Annotated in this window: 17 protein-coding genes and 1 pseudogene; 3 read left to right on the forward strand and 15 right to left on the reverse strand. The window is 43.7% G+C overall.

Annotated features, from left to right (window positions below):
- Window positions 1-393: pseudogene (locus Q4492_RS13765) on the forward strand (ribonuclease E/G); the annotation flags it as partial.
- Between the two features lie 83 nt (window positions 394-476).
- On the opposite strand, the gene Q4492_RS13770 reads toward Q4492_RS13765, so the two are convergent.
- From Q4492_RS13770 to zigA, 4 genes are all read right to left on the reverse strand, one after another.
- Window positions 477-1,850 (reverse strand): dihydroorotase, encoded by a 1,374-nt coding sequence (locus Q4492_RS13770; protein ID WP_303419036.1) that lies wholly within the window; start codon window positions 1,848-1,850, stop codon window positions 477-479.
- Window positions 1,847-3,838, reverse strand: a complete 1,992-nt coding sequence (thrS, locus tag Q4492_RS13775; protein WP_303419039.1) for a threonine--tRNA ligase — start codon at window positions 3,836-3,838, stop codon at window positions 1,847-1,849. The genes Q4492_RS13770 and thrS overlap by 4 nt, the downstream gene beginning before the upstream one ends.
- Before the next feature lie 3 nt (window positions 3,839-3,841).
- The gene (locus Q4492_RS13780) at window positions 3,842-4,402 is read right to left on the reverse strand and encodes a carbonate dehydratase (RefSeq protein WP_303419042.1); all 561 of its coding nucleotides are present in this window, start codon (window positions 4,400-4,402) and stop codon (window positions 3,842-3,844) included.
- Between the two features lie 171 nt (window positions 4,403-4,573).
- The gene (gene zigA, locus Q4492_RS13785) at window positions 4,574-5,806 is read right to left on the reverse strand and encodes a zinc metallochaperone GTPase ZigA (protein WP_303419045.1); all 1,233 of its coding nucleotides are present in this window, start codon (window positions 5,804-5,806) and stop codon (window positions 4,574-4,576) included.
- A 137-nt stretch (window positions 5,807-5,943) separates the two neighbouring features.
- On the opposite strand from zigA, the gene Q4492_RS13790 reads away from it, so the two are divergent.
- Entirely contained in the window at window positions 5,944-6,339 is a 396-nt protein-coding gene (locus tag Q4492_RS13790; protein ID WP_303419048.1) for a Fur family transcriptional regulator, read from the forward strand.
- Window positions 6,340-6,498: 159 nt separating this feature from the next.
- On the opposite strand, the gene Q4492_RS13795 is transcribed toward Q4492_RS13790, so the two are convergent.
- Window positions 6,499-6,657: a hypothetical protein gene (locus Q4492_RS13795; protein ID WP_197468029.1), complete on the reverse strand. Its 159-nt coding sequence runs from the start codon at window positions 6,655-6,657 to the stop codon at window positions 6,499-6,501.
- Between the two features lie 6 nt (window positions 6,658-6,663).
- Window positions 6,664-6,816: an oxidoreductase-like domain-containing protein gene (locus Q4492_RS13800; protein ID WP_303419050.1), complete on the reverse strand. Its 153-nt coding sequence runs from the start codon at window positions 6,814-6,816 to the stop codon at window positions 6,664-6,666.
- 429 nt (window positions 6,817-7,245) lie between these two features.
- Between Q4492_RS13800 and Q4492_RS13805 the strand changes: the two genes are divergently transcribed.
- Window positions 7,246-9,474 carry an NADP-dependent isocitrate dehydrogenase gene (locus Q4492_RS13805; RefSeq protein ID WP_303419053.1) on the forward strand — a complete coding sequence of 743 codons (2,229 nt, stop codon included), beginning with the start codon at window positions 7,246-7,248 and terminating at the stop codon, window positions 9,472-9,474.
- 109 nt (window positions 9,475-9,583) lie between these two features.
- Here the strand turns inward: Q4492_RS13805 and sthA are convergent, their stop codons facing one another.
- The 9 genes from sthA to Q4492_RS13850 form a co-directional block, all read right to left on the reverse strand.
- The gene (gene sthA, locus Q4492_RS13810) at window positions 9,584-10,984 is read right to left on the reverse strand and encodes a Si-specific NAD(P)(+) transhydrogenase (protein WP_303419056.1); all 1,401 of its coding nucleotides are present in this window, start codon (window positions 10,982-10,984) and stop codon (window positions 9,584-9,586) included.
- 89 nt (window positions 10,985-11,073) lie between these two features.
- Window positions 11,074-11,313 (reverse strand): (Na+)-NQR maturation NqrM, encoded by a 240-nt coding sequence (gene nqrM, locus Q4492_RS13815; protein ID WP_303419058.1) that lies wholly within the window; start codon window positions 11,311-11,313, stop codon window positions 11,074-11,076.
- Window positions 11,314-11,323: 10 nt separating this feature from the next.
- Window positions 11,324-12,361 (reverse strand): FAD:protein FMN transferase, encoded by a 1,038-nt coding sequence (locus Q4492_RS13820; RefSeq protein ID WP_303419060.1) that lies wholly within the window; start codon window positions 12,359-12,361, stop codon window positions 11,324-11,326.
- Between the two features lie 7 nt (window positions 12,362-12,368).
- Window positions 12,369-13,595 carry an NADH:ubiquinone reductase (Na(+)-transporting) subunit F gene (gene nqrF / locus Q4492_RS13825; RefSeq protein WP_303419062.1) on the reverse strand — a complete coding sequence of 409 codons (1,227 nt, stop codon included), beginning with the start codon at window positions 13,593-13,595 and terminating at the stop codon, window positions 12,369-12,371.
- Window positions 13,596-13,628: 33 nt separating this feature from the next.
- A complete protein-coding gene (nqrE, locus tag Q4492_RS13830) occupies window positions 13,629-14,237 on the reverse strand; it encodes an NADH:ubiquinone reductase (Na(+)-transporting) subunit E (protein WP_303419064.1) in 609 nt (202 codons plus the stop codon).
- Window positions 14,237-14,896, reverse strand: coding sequence for an NADH:ubiquinone reductase (Na(+)-transporting) subunit D (locus Q4492_RS13835; RefSeq protein WP_303419067.1), 660 nt, complete (start codon window positions 14,894-14,896; stop codon window positions 14,237-14,239). Before Q4492_RS13835 ends, nqrE begins: the two co-directional genes overlap by 1 nt.
- Before the next feature lie 3 nt (window positions 14,897-14,899).
- Window positions 14,900-15,682 (reverse strand): Na(+)-translocating NADH-quinone reductase subunit C, encoded by a 783-nt coding sequence (locus Q4492_RS13840; protein ID WP_303419070.1) that lies wholly within the window; start codon window positions 15,680-15,682, stop codon window positions 14,900-14,902.
- A complete protein-coding gene (locus Q4492_RS13845) occupies window positions 15,672-16,880 on the reverse strand; it encodes an NADH:ubiquinone reductase (Na(+)-transporting) subunit B (RefSeq protein ID WP_303419072.1) in 1,209 nt (402 codons plus the stop codon). Before Q4492_RS13845 ends, Q4492_RS13840 begins: the two co-directional genes overlap by 11 nt.
- 2 nt (window positions 16,881-16,882) lie before the next feature.
- The gene (locus Q4492_RS13850; RefSeq protein ID WP_303419075.1) at window positions 16,883-18,217 is read right to left on the reverse strand and encodes a Na(+)-translocating NADH-quinone reductase subunit A; all 1,335 of its coding nucleotides are present in this window, start codon (window positions 18,215-18,217) and stop codon (window positions 16,883-16,885) included.
- Window positions 18,218-18,456: the final 239 nt, after the last annotated feature.

Consider the following 18,456-nt stretch of genomic DNA (forward strand, 5'->3'; position numbering starts at 1 on the left):
GAAGCATCAAGCGACGTTAGCGAAACAGTTGAAGCACCTAGCGAAGCCACTGAAGCATCAAGCGACGTTAGCGAAACTGCTGAAGCACCTAGCGAAGTCACTGAAGCATCAAGCGACGTTAGCGGAGCAACTGAAGCGCCTAGCGAAGCCACTGAAGCATCAAGCGACGTTAGCGAAACAGTTGAAGCACCTAGCGAAGCCACTGAAGCATCAAGCGACGTTAGCGAAACAGCTGAAGCGCCTAGCGAAGTCACTGAAGCACCTAGCGATGTTAGCGAAACGGCTGAAGCGCCTAGTAAAGAAGCGCCTCCTGTTCGTAAACGCAGAACACGCCGAGCACCTAATGACCCTCGCGAACTACGTAAGCGTCAAGAAAGTAATACTGATAGCTAGAAACGCTTAAAGTACAAATAAAAAGCGGGGCTTTTAAGCCCCGCTTTTTTTATCTATGGAATTACTTCGTTCTCTCTACCTGTTTAATCTATCACCTCAATAAACTCCATCGCCTTTCCTTGTGGCTCCCCGACCAACACCTCATCTCTTACGACGATCTGCCCCCTAACAACGGTATGAATAGGCCACCCCGTAATTTTTTTGCCATGATAAGGCGTCCAACCACTACGGCTCGCAATCCACTCATTATCAATAATACGTTGAGCGTTAAGATCAACTAAGGTTAAGTCAGCATCATAACCTAAAGCTATACGCCCCTTCCCCTCAATACCAAAAATACGTGCCGGGCCCGCGCTGGTTAAATCCACCAGCCGCTGAAGTGTTAATCGACCTTCATGCAGATGATTTAACATTAAAGGTAATAAAGTTTGCACCCCTGTCATCCCACTAGGGGATTGAGGATAAGGCCTTAACTTCTCCTCTAATGTATGAGGTGCATGATCACTGCCAATAACATCCACTGTGCCATTTTGAATACCTTCCCATAATGCCTCTTGATGCTCTAATTCGCGTACAGGAGGATTCATTTGCGCCAAACTTCCCAGCATTTCATAACAGTCAGGCGCAACCATAGATAGATGATGTGGGGTCACTTCCACTGTTACACGCCGCTTATGCCTCGCCAGAAATCGCATCTCATCGGCAGTTGATACATGGAGAACATGTAATCGACGCCCACTTTCTGCCGCCAACGCAACAATACGCCGAGTCGCTTTAAAAGCGCTTTCCACATTACGCCACTCATGGTGCTGACATACATCACCACTTTCTTCTACGATCGGTTTACGTGCCTTTAACAACGCCTCATCTTCTGCGTGTACCGCCATACGCCGATGACCGTGAGACAATATGTTACGCAGCACCGCGTCATCATCAGCTAGTAGGTCACCAAAAGAGCTACCCATAAACACTTTCACACCCGCACACCCAGGCAGATTTTCTAGCCTATCTAACTGCTCTGCATTAACAGCGGAACCACCAATATAAAATGCGTAATCGCACCATGCTTTAGCGTCCGCAGCATCTAACTTCGCCTGAAGATCGGCGTCCCAAAGTGTTAGTGGATCAGTATTTGGCATCTCAAAAAAACCGGTAACGCCTCCCAAAACGGCGCCACGAGAGCCACTTTCAATATCTTCTTTATGGGAGAGTCCGGGTTCACGGAAATGCACTTGGCTATCAATTACGCCCGGCAATACATGCAAACCTTGTGCATTTATCACTTGGTCGGCCTGCCACCTCCCCTTTAAATCACCTAAAGCAACAATAACCCCGCCGGAACTTGCTATGTCTATTTGCTCAGCACCATTAGGCGTTATAACCACTCCCCCCAAAACCAATAAGTCAGCATGTAGCTCATCGGCTAAGCTTTGTATTTTTCTAAAAGCCTGCTTCATATTAATGCCTTATCAGGTGATTCAATTTGCAACTTTTCTTGCAGTGATGTTAATAATTTCTCTTGCGATATCTGATAAGGAGGTGCGCATTCTCGGCGCAAAAAATCTAACGCGTCAACAAGCGAGAAAGCACCTAGATCTTGGCCATCACGGCTTCGTATAGAAACGGAACCGGTATCACGTTCTTTCGCCCCAACGATAAGCATGAAAGGGATACGCTGTAGTGTTCTCTCTCGTATCTTATAGCCTATTTTTTCTTTCCGGCTATCCACTTCAGTACGCAACCCTTCAAGGGATAACCACTGACCAACGCTTTGTGCATAATCTACATGCTCATCAGTAATCGATAGAACCACAGCCTGAACCGGTGCTAACCAATAAGGTAATTTACCTTCATGATGCTCTAACAAAATACCGGCAAATCGCTCTAACGAGCCAAATAGTGCACGATGGAGCAAGATCGGATGTTTACGTTGCCCCTCCTCATCAATATATTCCAGAGCAAAGCGCTCAGGCAGATTCATATCCACCTGTAAGGTACCGCACTGCCAATCACGGCCAATAGCATCTCTCAGAACAAACTCCAGTTTTGGACCATAAAATGCTCCCTCACCTTGATTGACTTGAAAACTAAGCTCCATAGCCTCTAAGGTCTGAGTTAATGCACCTTCAAGAAAGTCCCATGTGTCATCTGTGCCTATACGGTTTTCTGGACGTGTTGACAATTTAATGCGCACATCGTTAAAACCAAAATGACTATAGATATCCAGCACAATTCGTACAACAGATCGGCATTCATCTTTAACCTGCTCAGGCGTGCAGTAGATATGGGCATCATCCTGCGTAAAGTGCCTAACCCGCAACAAACCATGGAGTGCACCAGAAGGCTCATAGCGATGCACTTTACCAAACTCCCCCATTCTGATTGGTAGGTCACGATAGCTTTTAAACCCATGTCGATACATCAGAATACTCCCAGGGCAATTCATCGGCTTAAGCGCGAGGACCTTTCCATCTTGAGTCTCTGTTGTATACATATGATCACGATAGTTCTGCCAATGACCCGACTGCTCCCACAAACCTCTATCCATCACATCCGGTGAACTCACCTCAACGTAACCAGCTTGCTGCTGACAGTAACGCATATAATCAATAAGCTGCTGAAAGAGCGTCCATCCTTTAGCGTGCCAAAACACAGCCCCCGGCGCCTCTTCTTGAAAGTGGAATAGATCCAACTCACGACCTAATTTACGATGGTCACGCTTTTCTGCTTCTTCGATACGACGCAAATATGCCGAGAGTGCTTTTTTATTGGCCCATGCCGTACCATAGATACGCTGGAGCTGCTCGTTGTTAGCATCACCGCGCCAATAAGCACCTGACAACTTAGTCAACTTAAAGTGCTTTAAAAAACGCGTATTAGGCACATGTGGCCCACGACACATATCTATATATTCTTCATGAAAATAGAGGCCAAAAGCGTGCTCATCCGGCATATCCTCTATAAGACGTAGCTTGTACAGCTCTTGCCGCTCTGTAAAAATTTTCACAACATCTTCGCGTGGCAAGCTGCGCTTAACAACATCATATTGCTTAGCAATCAGTTCCCCCATACGCTGCTCAATGGCATTAAGATCTTCAGGCGTAAAAGGCCGCTCAAACGCTATATCATAGTAAAAGCCATCATCGATCACAGGCCCAATAACCATTTGGGCTGAAGGGTAAAGCTGCTTAACCGCATGACCTATAAGGTGCGCACAAGAGTGGCGGATAATCTCTACCCCCTCATCATCTCGAGCTGTAATCAGCTGCACTTTTGCATCAACATCAATAAGATCACTTAGATCCATCAGCCTATTATTGACCTTGGCCGCTATGACATTCTCAGCAAGGCCTTGGCTAATCGATAAGGCGACGTCCTTAGAGGTAACGGGGTTATCAAAACATTTTATTGCCCCATCGGGCAGCGTGATATTAACGGACTTCATATATTAAAACTCGTTCTGGATTCGCTTATAACCCATAACCAACTCATTATTGGTACGCGCTACATCTTCGGAAAATTCACTCGCCGCCACGGAAACCTGCGGTAGAGACGTAAGATCGGTTTCTGCACCTATTCGCTCAGTAGAGCGTACATAGAAACCCGCGGGGAGATGACAACCATCGACTACAGCGTTGTGTCGAACCACACAACCGGTTTCCACCGTACAGTTAAATAACACTGAATTAAAACCGATAAACACCCCACTACCTACAGAGCAGGGCCCATGTACAATAGCTCGATGAGCAATAGAGGTTCGCTGCCCTATAGAGACTTTCGCCCCTGATTTGGAGTGAATCACAACCCCATCTTGAATATTAGAATGCGCCCCAATTATGATCGGCTCTATATGATTATTAGCATCAACTTCATCGGCTCTAATCACAGCATAGGGGCCAATAAAAACGTTCTCTTCAACGATAACTAATCCACAGATAATAGCTGTCGGATCAATGAAAGCATCGGGATGAATTTGTGGTATATCGCCACGGGGGTTTTTTCGAATCATGTTTATTCTCTAAAAATGTGCGAATTAGATATGACTTAACAACAACCTTGCTATCGCCATAATAAAAAGAAAGGAAATAAAAAAGAGCTATAGAAGTTATAGGCTGCATCTCAATGCAGCCCACTAAAGCGATCTAAAAATAACAATCGAACTCCAGTTTTAAGGACCCGCTTAGGAGTGAGTCTTTTGTTCACTTTGCGGCCAGCTCATAAAAGGATTATTCCAACTTGACCAAGCATCAGGACCACAGGCCATCTCTTCATCTGTCAGCATGCACTCATCAAAGCCAGCGCAAAGCGCATCCTTATCCATATCCATGCCGATTAACACGATCTCTTGGCGCGCATCACCTACATTCTCATCCCATTTCTGACGAATAAAAACAACGCTTTGAGGGTCATCTGGCCAATTTTCAATTGGAACAGATACCCACCAATGTCCCGCAGGACCATGATGAGCAACAGCCCCAGCTTGCGACCAACTGCCCGCCATTGTCGGATTAGAAGCCAACCAAAAATAGCCTTTAGAACGCACAACGCCCGGCCACTCACTCTCCACCCATTTTTTAAACCTTAAAGGATGGAATGGCCGTCTTCCCTGATATAAAAAAGAGCTAATACCATACTCTTCAGTTTCCGGTACATGTTCACCACGCATCTCTTTCAACCAACCAGGCGCTAATGAAGCTTGCTCAAAATCAAACAGCCCCGTTCCTAAAACATGCTCAAGCGAGACTTTTCCATATTCAGCAACCACAATACGAGCCCGCGTATTCAAACTACGAAGAATGGCATCAAGCTGCTCCCGCTCGTCAGCTGAAATTAAATCGGTTTTATTCAGCACGATCACATCACAGAACTCTACCTGCTCAATCAATAGGTCAACTACCGTTCGTTGATCTTCATCACCCAAGGATTCACCACGCATCTGAAGGCTATCTTGCGAACTGTAATCACGTAAAAAATTAAATGCATCAACCACAGTCACCATAGTATCCAACTGCGCAATGCTATTAAGACTTTGCCCTCCCTCATCCTCAAAGGTAAATGTCTCTGCAACCGGTAGAGGTTCTGATATACCTGTAGATTCAATAACGAGATGATCAAACCTAGCTTCCTTAGCTAAACGGCTGACTTCATCTAATAGATCCTCTCTTAATGTGCAGCAGATACATCCATTGCTCATCTCTACAAGCTTTTCTTCAGTGCGAGAAAGTTCTGCACCACCTTCCCTCACAAGCGCTGCATCAATATTGACCTCCGACATATCATTAACAATGACAGCAACACGGCGCCCTTCACGATTATTAAGAATGTGATTTAGTAAGGTTGTTTTACCAGCCCCTAAAAAGCCGGAAATAACCGTAACTGGAAGGCGCTTTGCTTGACTACTTTCAGAACTCATCTCTACTTATTCCTCACTTTTCTTATTGCTAATGATAATGCATTATCATTAAAGGATTAACAAGAATTTATTCGTGCAGTCAGAATCACACTCTGTTTAAATCCTTTAGTGATTGTTAGCTAGATTTTGAGGAAAAAATGACGATTGAACGTAAAACCCGCCAGTATGAGGCTATTCGTGCAGTGCTGACTGAAGCAAAACGCCCTCTGCTTGCCCAAGAAATTTTGAGTTTAGCCTCCGTTATTGTGCCTAAAATGTCATTAGCCACGGTTTATCGAAACTTAAAAGGACTACAAGCAAACAATCTGATTACAAGCGTTTTACTCCCTGGACAAAATCCAAGATACGAGATCAAAACACATACACACCACCATCATTTCCAATGCCGGTATTGCGAACAAGTATTTGAAGTGAATTTATGCCCAGGCGGCTTCGAAAGCTTTATGCCTGAAGGGTTTACAGTTGAAGACCATGAACTTATTTTATACGGTGAATGCAAGGAATGTAGTGCACAAAAATCGGAAGAGTCTTAACTGCATGAATCCATTAAAACAATGGCGGACGCTAAAAAACTATAAGGAAAAGAGTGAGTTCGGAAAACAGGCCCCTGCACAATCGGTAATTCTCTATGCAAAAATTTCAATGACACTTTGCATATAAGGACGATAGTGATAGAGCGTTTTTTAATAAAACTATTTTTTCTTAAACAAATCTAACAGTTTCTGCTTGGGATCCTGCTCATCAGCAGGCAGCGCCTTTTCAAAGCGCTTTTGCAATAAGGCGAACTTCTCTTCTTTCTTTTTATGCTTTGCCTTCTCCCTAGAAGAACGCATATCTACAACATCACCCATGACTAATCACTCACTGTCATTGTCTTTTTTTATTGGAGCCTGCTGAGCATTCCAAGCAGCTAATGCTTCATAATAGATATCCCACACACAAGGCGAGCAAGCACTCTCACAACACTCACAATCTGCGGGAGGAGTAGGTTTCTCTGTTAATTCAGCCATACTATGCTCTTTTTCCATTATTTTATTCTACCTCGGTCTCCTACTAAATTAAATCTAAGATCATTCCTGTCCCTAAATTGGGTCTGAAAAATTCACTATATTTGCTCAAGGCTTATTAGACCTAAAGTCTTAACTAGCAGCTGTCATTAATTGGCAATAGTTCTTCGATTAAATAAATAATCGGCTCTATTTATAGAACTACATACGGAATTATGCTGCATCGCAGCACAAATATAGGAAAAAAAGTTGTAAAAACACAACAACATTAGCCATAAGTACATAGGCCAGACGTATGACTATTGCGCTGAATTCAGTATAATTCTGTTACTAAATTACAACCATCGGGTTTGAAATAGTGGAGAAAGGTAGCCACAAGCCGCCTTTGTTCAAACCCTTGGCTGCACTGCCATAAAACCTTTGGGGAATACAATGACTACAACGAACCAAACCATCTATTACACTCTAACCGACGAAGCACCATCATTAGCTACATGCTCGCTTCTACCTATTGTTCGTACATTTACTTCTGCTGCTGGCATCGATGTTAAAATTACAGACATCTCTCTAGCAAGCCGTGTTCTCTCGACCTTCCCCGAAAAGCTTACAGAGGAACAGCGCGTAGAAGATGGCCTTAAGTTCTTAGGTGCTCTGACACAAGATCCTAATGCAAACATTATTAAATTACCTAACATCAGTGCTTCCATCCCTCAGCTAAAAGCATGCATTGCCGAGCTACAAGCACAGGGCTATGACATTCCTAACTTCCCTGAAGATGCGCAAACTGATGAAGAGAAAGAGATTCTTGCTCGCTACTCTAAAATTCTAGGTAGTGCTGTAAACCCAGTACTCCGTGAAGGTAACTCTGACCGTCGCGCCCCAGGTGCAGTAAAAGCCTTTGCCCGCAAATTCCCACACTCTATGGGTAAATGGAGCAAAGCATCTCGCACACACGCTGATTACATGACAGACGGTGATTTCTTCTCAAGCGAACAGTCAATTACAATGAAAGACGCTGGCGATGTGCGTATTGAATTTGTAGATCCAGCTGGCAAGGTTGAACTTAAAAAAGAGCTAAGCCTAGAAAAAGGTGAAATCCTTGATGGCATGCGAATGAGCTGCAAAGCCCTTCGCGAATTCTTTGAAGAAACGATGAATGACGCTAAAGAAACTGGCGTTATGTGGTCACTTCACGTTAAGGCAACAATGATGAAGGTATCCCACCCTATCGTATTCGGCCACGCCGTTACTGTTTTCTACAAAGAAGTTTTTGACAAGCATGGCGAACTATTCAAAGAGCTTGGCGTTAACCCAAACAATGGTATTAGCAGCGTTTACGATAAAATCGCTTCTCTACCTCGCTCACAGCGCGAAATTATTGAAGAAGATATCCATCAGTGTCTAGCACACCGTCCAGAAATGGCGATGGTAGACTCGGTTAAAGGTATCACTAACCTTCACGTACCTTCCGACGTAATTGTAGATGCTTCAATGCCTGCAATGATCCGTAACGGCGGTAAAATGTGGGGCCCTGATGGCAAGCCAAAAGATACTAAAGCGGTTATGCCTGAAAGCACTTACGCACGTATCTACCAGGATATGATCAACTTCTGTAAAACTAATGGCGCTTTTGATCCTACAACAATGGGTTCAGTTCCAAACGTTGGTTTAATGGCGAAAAAAGCAGAAGAATATGGCTCGCACGATAAAACATTCGAAACTGAAACAGGCGTTATGCGTGTAGTTAGCGCCGATGGTACAGTTCTAATGCAGCACGATGTCGAAAAAGGTGATATTTGGCGCGCTTGTCAAACTAAAGATGAGCCTGTTCGTGATTGGGTTAAACTAGCGGTAAACCGTGCACGCCTATCAAATACTCCTGCTATTTTCTGGCTAGACCAAGAACGTGCACATGATCTTGAATTAACTAAAAAAGTTAAAGAATATCTTAAAGATTATGACACTGAAGGCTTAGATATCTCTATCAAGTCCTACAGCCAAGCAATCCGCTTTACCATGGATCGCTTAATTCGCGGCCAAGATACCATCTCTGTTACTGGTAACGTGCTACGTGATTACCTAACTGACCTATTCCCAATTATGGAACTAGGTACATCCGCTAAGATGCTTTCTATTGTACCTATGCTAAAAGGCGGCGGTATGTACGAAACAGGTGCTGGCGGTTCAGCTCCTAAACACGTACAGCAAGTACAAGAGGAAAACCACCTTCGCTGGGATTCCCTAGGTGAATTCCTAGCACTTGCCGTTTCCCTTGAAGATATGGGAATGAAAAACAATAACCAGCGTGCAGCGATCCTGTCTAAAACATTAGATGCTGCAACAGGTAAACTACTTGAAGAGAACAAATCTCCTTCACGTAAAACTGGTGAGCTAGATAACCGCGGTAGCCACTTTTACCTAGGCTTGTACTGGGCTCAAGAGGTCGCTAATCAGACTGAAGATCCTGAGCTTGCTGCACAGTTCAAAGACCTTGCTAAGACACTATCTGACAATGAAGATAAAATCATTGCCGAACTAGCTGCTTGCCAAGGCTCTCCAGCGCCTCTAGATGGTTACTACCATGCGGACCGTGAAGCTGTGAAAAAGGTAATGCGCCCTAGTGAGACATTGAATAAAGCATTAGCGTTAGCAACTAAATAACGAAGAAGTAAATCTAAAAAGCTCGGCTTAAGTCCGAGCTTTTTTTTTCTTTCATTTAGATACAAAAAAACACGCATGATGCGTGTTTTTTTATATCTCTACTAAACGACTAAAGATTCGCTACTCGATTCAAGCCAGCAATTGCAGCAACACGATAAGCCTCTGCCATTGTCGGATAGTTGAATGTCGTATTCACGAAGTATTTAAGGGTATTAGCTTCACCCTCTTGCGCCATAATAGCTTGGCCTATATGTACGATCTCAGAAGCATGCTCACCAAAACAGTGGATACCAAGAATCTGGAACGTATCACGGTTAAACAAGATCTTAAGCATACCGACAGGCTGCCCATAAATCTGTGCACGGGCGGTATCTTTAAAGAAGGCCTGACCTACTTCATAAGGTACACACTCCTCAGTCAACTCCTCTTCCGTTTTACCAATAGAGCTAATTTCAGGAATAGTATAAATCCCTGTTGGTACTTCATTGATATAACGGAAATCTTCAGCTGATAGCATATCCGCGGCCGCAGCTCGACCCTGGTCTAGCGCAGCAGAAGCCAAACTTGGCCAGCCAACCACATCACCCGCAGCGTAGATACCCTCACAAGCCGTTCTATAATGATCATCAACTTCGAGCTGTCCTCGACTATTTGCTTCTAAACCTATGCGTTCTAAATGTAAGGTTTCAGTATTACCACTACGACCATTACACCATAAGAAAGCATCCGCTCGAATCCGCTTACCGGATTTAAGCGCAAGCACTACACCACGATCATCAGCTTCAACACTCTCATAAACTTCATTATGGCGAATTTTTACAGCATTATTTCGTAAGTGATAACTTAATGAATCTGAGATCTCTTCATCCAAAAATGAGAGTAAACGACTTTGATTATCAACTAGATCAACTTTTACGCCGAGACCGCTGAATATAGACGCATACTCAGAACCAATAACACCGGCACCGTAGATAATTAACGTACGAGGCGTATGGCTTAATTTAAGAACAGTATCTGAATTATAAATACGTGGGTGGTTGAAATCGATGTCTACTGGTTTATAAGGTCGAGAACCTGTAGCGATAACAATATTTTTTGCCCTTAAGGTCTCATCACCTTTGACAGTACCCCGCACAAGAACCGTATTCTTATCTTCAAATTCAGCCGTACCAAAAAACACATCAATACGATTGCGAGCATAGAAATTTGTGCGTAAAACAACCTGGCTTGAAATAACTTTCTCAGCACGTTTCAGTACTTTAGGAAATGAAAACCAGCGAGGCTCTCCGATATCTCGGAACATCGGGTTAGTGTTAAACTCAATAATCTGTTTAACAGAATGACGTAGTGCTTTTGAAGGGATAGTACCTTTATGGGTACAGTTACCACCAACCGCTTCCTGCTCTTCGATAACTGCAACTCGACGCCCTTTCTTAGCAGCATTCATTGCAGCACCTTCACCGGCAGGCCCAGAACCAATCACAATGACATCATAGTCATAAACCGCCATCACTTTCCCCTATCTGTTATCGTTATCTTATTGTTTTGCTGGTATTTTTATTACCCACAACAGCTTACGCTTAGTGGCGCACAACTCAATTATTCTTTAGATTTAACTTCATAAGAAAGATTCAGCTGAGATCCTTCACTCTCTAACCGTTCTTGCTCTTCATCACATTTTTTCGGGTCACCGCCACAAATATCGCACGCGGTATCCATGCCTAAATTAGCCATACCACCACATGAACCGGCAATCGGCTTGCGCCCCATCAGTACACCCACCGACATCGCTACCACAACAGCAATTAACACTACAAACGTAAGTATCATCGTATCCATAATTTTAACCTCACTGCACCAGGAACTCATTAAATCCAGGTGTCATTTTTTCTTCAAAACCTGTATCGGTTTTGACAATCAAAAACACATTTAGTTTATGCGCTTGAGCAAACTGAAATGCTTTATCCGGCCCCATGACCATCATGGCCGTTGCCAACGCATCAGCTTCCGCACAAGTTGGCATTAACACAGTAACCGATACCAATTTATGGTTAATCGGCTTACCGGTAACAGGGTCGATAGTATGGGAAAACCTAACACCCTCCTCTTCAAAATAGTTTCGGTAGTCACCAGAGGTAGCAATGCCCACATTTTTAACCGCTATAATACGTTGAATAGTTCGCTCTGCTGCATTAGTCGGCGACTCGATAGCTATACGCCACTCATGACCATCAGGCTTTAAACCCCGCGCACGTAGCTCACCACCAATTTCCACTAAATAGCTTTCTATACCATGGGATTCAAGAAGCTCAGCAAGTACATCAACACCATAACCTTTAGCAATGGCTGATAGATCAACATAACTTTGACGTTGTTTTACGACCTGAGTCCCTTCGATTTTAACATAGTCATAGCCAACACGGTCGCGAACTCCATCAAGCTCAGACTGCAGGGGTGCCTTAACAACGCGACCATCAGGACCAAACCCCCAAAGGTTTACTAATGGACCGACCGTATTATCAAATGCCCCTTCAGTCTCTACGCTAATTTCTTTAGACAATACTAATACATGAGCAAGCGGCTCAGATACAGACAAGGGTTCGCCGGGAGGCGTTCGATTTAAAATCGATAATTCAGAATCGGGAATATAGGTAGACATACTTTGATTGATATCAACGAGCGCATTATCAATCAAATTATTTAATTCAGTATCAGATTGAGAGGACACCCACTTAACGGTAAATGTAGTCCCCATCGTCATGCCTTGATGGCTAACGATTTTCGGTTGCTCTGACTCGCAACCTGACAAGAGTAGACAAACAAAAATAGAAGTGGCCAGCAGCAAAGCTGCAGGCCACTTTTTAGCTTGTCGAGTTATGACAAACATAGACGTATTAGCCACCAAAATCATCAAGGAAGATGTTTTCGCGCTCTACACCCAGATCTTCAAGCATCTGAATAACGGCAGAGTTCATCATAGGTGGTCCACACATATAGTATTCACAATCTTCAGGCGCTTCATGATCCTTAAGATAGTTTTCATACAATACATTATGGATAAAGCCTGTCATACCATCCCAGTTATCTTCTGGCTGAGGGTCCGACAATGCTAAGTGCCATTTAAAGTTTTCATTCTCTTCTTGAAGCTTATCGTACTCTTCGTTATAGAATGATTCACGCATAGAACGTGCACCATACCAGAAAGAGATCTTACGCTTAGAATGAAGGCGTTTAAGCTGGTCAAAAATATGTGACCGCATCGGTGCCATACCTGCACCACCACCGATAAAGACCATCTCATTATCTGTATCTTTGGCAAAGAACTCACCAAATGGTCCATAAACCGTAATCTTATCCCCTTCTTTAAGGTTAAAGACGTAGGATGACATGATACCTGGTGGGTGATCAGTTCCTGGTGGTGGAGAAGCGATACGGATATTGAATTTAACAACACCACGCTCCTCTGGGTAGTTCGCCATAGAATATGCACGGATGGTAGGTTCAGTTACTGTAGAAACAAACTTCCACATATTAAACTGATCCCAATCACCGCGATATTCTTCTTGAATGTCAAAATCCTTGTAGTTAACTACGTGAGGAGGACATTCAAGCTGAACATAACCACCGGCACGGAAATCAACATTTTCGCCTTCAGGTAGGCGAAGCGTTAACTCCTTGATGAATGTCGCTACGTTAGGATTGGATTCAACAGTACATTCCCACTTCTGAACGCCGAAGATCTCTTCTTCAAGTTCAAGCTCCATGTCCTGTTTAACCGCCACCTGACAAGATAAGCGCCAGCCTTCTTTGCCTTCACGCATAGTGAAGTGGGATTCCTCAGTAGGCAGCATAGAACCGCCCCCCTCTAGAACCTGACACTTACACTGCGCACAAGTACCGCCACCACCACAAGCAGAAGGAATAAAGATCCCTTTATCTGCAAGCGTCTGCAGCAACTTGCCACCAGCAGGTACTGTAATAGATTTAGCCGGGTCGTGATTGATATGAATCGTAACGTCACCGGAACTTACTAATTTAGAACGAGCTGCCAAAATTACTGCGACAAGTGCAAGCACTACCGCAGTAAACATGACAACACCTAGAACGATTTCAGCATTCATTGGCTAATCCTTCCTTTGTTGACCATGTAGGCATTAAAGCTGCACACCAGAAAAAGACATGAAACCTAGAGACATCAAACCAACAGTAATGAAGGTAATGCCTAGACCACGTAATCCTTCTGGTACGTCGCTGTATTTAAGTTTCTCACGGATACCCGCTAGTGCAGTGATAGCTAACGCCCAACCTACACCTGCACCGGCACCATAAACCACTGATTCACTAAATGTATAATCACGTTCTACCATAAATAACGCAGCACCCATGATCGCACAGTTAACTGTGATCAACGGTAGGAATACACCCAATGCGTTATATAAAGCAGGTACGAACTTATCTAGGAACATCTCAAGGATCTGAACGATCGCGGCAATTACGCCAATATAAGAGATATAGCCCAAGAAGCTAAGATCAACATCTGGATAACCTGCCCAAGCTAATGCGCCTTCACGCAATAGTAGGTTATAAATCAGGTTATTAACCGGTGTGGTGATAGCTAACACAACGATTACAGCGATACCTAAACCTAGAGCTGTTTGTACTTTCTTAGAAATAGCCAAGAAAGTACACATACCTAGGAAGAACGCCAACGCCATGTTTTCAACGAAAATCGCCTTAACGGCAAGGCTGATATATTGTTCCATTATACAGCCTCCTTCTTAGAGTTCTTAGCAAGAACAAATTCTGGTGCTTCAACTTGTTTTTTATCAAAGCTACGTACAATCCAGATAAATATACCAATGATAAAGAATGCACTTGGCGGAAGTAACATTAAGCCATTCGCTAAATACCAACCACCATCATTCACAAGAGGCAGTACTTCTATACCAAATAGTTTACCCGCACCAAAAAGCTCGCGTAGAAAGCCTACGAAAATCAGCACTACACCATAACCTAGGCCGTTACCAATACCGTCCAAGAAAGAGATTCCCGGAGGATTCTTCATCGCGAACGCTTCAGCACGACCCATTACGATACAGTTAGTGATAATCAAACCGACAAAGACCGATAACTGCTTAGAAACATCATAAGCATAAGCTTTCAGAATCTGGTCAACTACGATTACCAATGAAGCAATGATGGTCATCTGACAGATGATTCGAACACTGCTTGGTATCTGATTACGAATCAAAGATACAAACATGTTAGAGAAAGCAGTAACTACGGTTACCGCCAACGTCATAACCAACGCTGTATTTAGGTTTGAAGTTACAGCTAGCGCAGAACAAACACCTAAGATCTGAAGACCGATAGGATTGTTTTTGAACAGCGGAGTAACTAGAACGTCTTTAGTTGCAGACATGATTTATGCTCCCCCTGCTTTTAAGTTAGCTAGGAATGGCGCATAACCATTCGAACCCATCCAAAAATGAACTAGATTGGTTACACCATTACTTGTCAGAGTGGCACCCGATAGGCCGTCGATCTGGTGCTTAGCCTTAGCTGATGCAGAGTCAACTGACCCTTTAATCAAGCCAAGCGCAGGCTCCATAGAACCTTCAGGGTAAACTTTCTTACCAGGCCACAACGCTTTCCAGTTAGGGTTATCAACCTCACCACCTAAACCAGGCGTTTCTGCATGAGAATAGAAACCTAAACCAACAACCGTGTTTAAATCGCCTTCAAGTGCAATAAAGCCGTAAAGCGTAGACCAAAGACCGTAACCATGAATAGGTAAGATAACCTTCTCTATCTGGCCATTATCTTCAACCAAATAAACCGGCATTACCTTAGCTTGATACTTGATTGAAGCAAGATCTTTTGCTTTATCAAGCTGAATACCAAGCTCAGGATCTTTAGCGGCTTTTTTAGCATCGTAACGTGCAGGATCAGCCACTTCAGTATATTTGCCTGTTGCAAGATCAACATATTTCTTAGTGATCGTGCTTTCAAACAGCTCAGGAATACTCTTACCCTGATAATCAACACCGGCCGCAGCCAAAATATTGGTCTGGCGATCTAGATTTTTGTTAGCAATTTGTTGCGGTTTAAGTAGTACCGCCGCAGCAGATACAATAACCGAGCAAACTACACACAAAAGAACGGTAACGGTAATCGTTTTACCGATAGAGTCGTTATTAGCTGACATCGCGCGCCATCCTCCGTTTAATGTTCGCCTGAACAACAAAGTTATCGATTAATGGCGCAAACAAGTTGGCAAACAGAATGGCAAGCATCATCCCTTCAGGGAATGCTGGGTTAACCACACGGATTAACACAACCATTAGACCAATCAACGCCCCAAAATACCATTTGCCTTTGTTCGTCATAGAAGCTGACACAGGATCAGTTGCCATAAAGAACATACCAAAAGCAAAACCACCTAAGACCAGATGCCAATAGAAAGGCAATGCGAACATAGGATTAGTATCAGAACCAATAACATTGAATAGCGTAGCAGTAGCCGTCATCCCTAAGAAAACACCAGCGACGATACGCCATGCAGCAATCCTAGCAATGAGCAAGACTAAACCACCGGCAGCAATGGCAAGCGTAGAAACCTCACCTACAGAACCTTGAACTTGACCAACAAAAGCATCAAACCAAGTAATATTCTGAGCTAAGATAGCATCAACACCACCCGCCGCAGCCAGACTTAGTGGCGTAGCACCGGAGAACCCATCAACTGCAGTCCAAATTGCATCACCTGACATCTGAGCTGGATAAGCAAAGAAAAGGAATGCACGACCCGTCAATGCAGGGTTCAAGAAGTTTTTACCTGTACCACCAAAAACTTCCTTACCGATCACAACACCAAAGCTTATGCCTAGTGCAACTTCCCAAAGCGGGATAGTCGGAGGAAGAATAAGTGAAAACAGGATAGAAGTTACGAAGAAACCTTCATTGACTTCATGTCCACGTTTCATCGCGAACAAAACTTCCCAGAAACCACCCACAACGAAAGTAACAATATAGATAGGCAACCAATAGGCGGCACCATGAATAATATTGTCGAAGATACTTTCAGGATTGAAGCTAGTTAATGCACCAGCAATCGCACCCTGCCAAGATGAAGCTTCAGTAAGCCCCATCTGAGCCATAGCAGTATTTGCTTGTAGGCCGACGTTGTACATACCAAAGAAAACAGCGGGGAATGTACACATCCACACCAAAATCATCATACGCTTCAGATCGACTGCGTCACGTACATGAGCTGCTGTTTTAGTTACATGGCCTGGTGTATAAAAAATAGTATCTGCTGCTTCATAAAGAGCATACCAATTTTCATACTTACCGCCTTTATGGAAATGCGGCTCCATTTTATCAAGAATATTTCTTAAGCTCATGATTAGGCCTCTCTCTCGATACGCGTCAAGTTATCGCGAAGAATAGGGCCGTACTCGTACTTGCCGGGACAAGCAAACGTGCACAGTGCGAGGTCTTCTTCATCTAATTCTAGACAACCAAGCTCCATCGCATGAACAATATCACCCGTAACAAGCGCACGCAGAAGTTGAGTAGGCAAGATATCCAATGGCATCAGCTTTTCAAACTGCCCAACAGGTACCATTGCACGCTCAGAGCCATTTGTCGTCGTTGTAAAATCAAATTTCTTAGAACGATTCAAGCAAGAAGCAAATAGATTCAACACAGAGAACTTATTCGTACCAGGAACGACCCAGCCCATAAATTCACGTTGATTGCCTTCTTCAAGAATAGTCACTTGATTCGCATAACGACTTAAAAATGCAGTAGGCCCGTCAGTGGTACGACCGCTCCAGACAGAACCACTAATCACTCGATTATTTGTGCCGACTTGAGCGCCTTCAAGTAAAGCATCTAATGAAGCACCAAGACGTGTACGCAACAAACTAGGTGAAGCTGCACGAGGGCCAGCAACAGAAACAACACGGTCAGTAAATAGTTTACCTTCAGTAAACAACTTGCCCACAGCGATCACATCCTGATAGCCAATAGTCCAAACCGTTTTCTTTTGAGACACAGGATCTAGAAAATGAATATGAGTCCCTGCATTCCCAGCTGGATGACACCCTTCAAACTCTTCGACAGTAACACCGTCGGCTGTAGGGATATCGGCACCAGATGCTTTACACAAGTAGACTGTAGCAGCAAGGCTAGTCAGTACTTCAAGACCTTGTGAAAATGCCTCTTTCTGCTCTGCAATAACAACTGAAGGATCAGCAGCAAGAGGATTGGTATCCATTGCTGTTACAAAGATAGAATTTGGCGTTGAGCCCGGTTGTGGTACACGGCTAAATGGTCGCGTGCGAAACGCTGTCCATAAACCAGAAGCGATTAGGTTTTCTTCAACCTGCTCTCGCGTCAAACCAGTCAATTCGCTAGCACTGTATTTATTAAATTCAACCGCATCATCACCATCCAACTCAATCTCTACAGATTGAAGAACACGACGATCACCACGATTGATTGCCTTAACTACACCCGCACCTGGCGCTGTGAAGTTAACACCTTCTGTTTTCTTATCGGAAAAGATCACTTGACCGAGTTTTACTCGATCACCTACCTTGACAGCCATGGTAGGTTTCATACCTACATAATCAAAGCCAACAATAGCAACGGAGTTCACTGCTGGGCCATCTTTAATAGATTGCTCAGGAGCGCCCGTGATCGGTAGATCCAGACCTTGCTTGATCTTGATCATACGCCTCACCCAATTACGTTAAACTCTTCAGGATTCAATTTTCGTTTCTTTAATTCTTAGCGTCCTGTCCCCGAGCGCAAAGAATAACTTTATATAGTTATTACGAAAATTAAATTACCCCACCCAAAAATCCGACTAAGTATACCTGAGCAATGCCCTATTTTTCTACAAACACCCGCCTATATCATGACGTTACACAAACTAAAGTAGGTAGCCAACCATAGAATGGTTATCTATAT

It is taken from the genome of Neptuniibacter sp. 1_MG-2023 (assembly GCF_030547185.1).
Taxonomy (GTDB): Bacteria; Pseudomonadota; Gammaproteobacteria; order Pseudomonadales; family Balneatricaceae; genus Neptuniibacter.

What these genes read in the sequence shown, in the direction of transcription:
- Q4492_RS13790 (WP_303419048.1), top strand. Translation starts at nt 5,944, where the DNA reads ATGACGATTGAACGTAAAACCCGCCAGTATGAGGCTATTCGTGCAGTG.
- Q4492_RS13840 (WP_303419070.1), bottom strand. Translation starts at nt 15,682, where the DNA reads ATGTCAGCTAATAACGACTCTATCGGTAAAACGATTACCGTTACCGTT.
- nqrM (WP_303419058.1), bottom strand. Translation starts at nt 11,313, where the DNA reads ATGGATACGATGATACTTACGTTTGTAGTGTTAATTGCTGTTGTGGTA.
- Q4492_RS13850 (WP_303419075.1), bottom strand. Translation starts at nt 18,217, where the DNA reads ATGATCAAGATCAAGCAAGGTCTGGATCTACCGATCACGGGCGCTCCT.
- zigA (WP_303419045.1), bottom strand. Translation starts at nt 5,806, where the DNA reads ATGAGTTCTGAAAGTAGTCAAGCAAAGCGCCTTCCAGTTACGGTTATT.
- nqrF (WP_303419062.1), bottom strand. Translation starts at nt 13,595, where the DNA reads ATGAATGCTGAAATCGTTCTAGGTGTTGTCATGTTTACTGCGGTAGTG.
- Q4492_RS13770 (WP_303419036.1), bottom strand. Translation starts at nt 1,850, where the DNA reads ATGAAGCAGGCTTTTAGAAAAATACAAAGCTTAGCCGATGAGCTACAT.
- Q4492_RS13805 (WP_303419053.1), top strand. Translation starts at nt 7,246, where the DNA reads ATGACTACAACGAACCAAACCATCTATTACACTCTAACCGACGAAGCA.
- nqrE (WP_303419064.1), bottom strand. Translation starts at nt 14,237, where the DNA reads ATGGAACAATATATCAGCCTTGCCGTTAAGGCGATTTTCGTTGAAAAC.
- thrS (WP_303419039.1), bottom strand. Translation starts at nt 3,838, where the DNA reads ATGAAGTCCGTTAATATCACGCTGCCCGATGGGGCAATAAAATGTTTT.
- Q4492_RS13835 (WP_303419067.1), bottom strand. Translation starts at nt 14,896, where the DNA reads ATGTCTGCAACTAAAGACGTTCTAGTTACTCCGCTGTTCAAAAACAAT.
- Q4492_RS13800 (WP_303419050.1), bottom strand. Translation starts at nt 6,816, where the DNA reads ATGGCTGAATTAACAGAGAAACCTACTCCTCCCGCAGATTGTGAGTGT.
- Q4492_RS13845 (WP_303419072.1), bottom strand. Translation starts at nt 16,880, where the DNA reads ATGAGCTTAAGAAATATTCTTGATAAAATGGAGCCGCATTTCCATAAA.
- Q4492_RS13820 (WP_303419060.1), bottom strand. Translation starts at nt 12,361, where the DNA reads ATGTTTGTCATAACTCGACAAGCTAAAAAGTGGCCTGCAGCTTTGCTG.
- sthA (WP_303419056.1), bottom strand. Translation starts at nt 10,984, where the DNA reads ATGGCGGTTTATGACTATGATGTCATTGTGATTGGTTCTGGGCCTGCC.
- Q4492_RS13780 (WP_303419042.1), bottom strand. Translation starts at nt 4,402, where the DNA reads ATGATTCGAAAAAACCCCCGTGGCGATATACCACAAATTCATCCCGAT.
- Q4492_RS13795 (WP_197468029.1), bottom strand. Translation starts at nt 6,657, where the DNA reads ATGGGTGATGTTGTAGATATGCGTTCTTCTAGGGAGAAGGCAAAGCAT.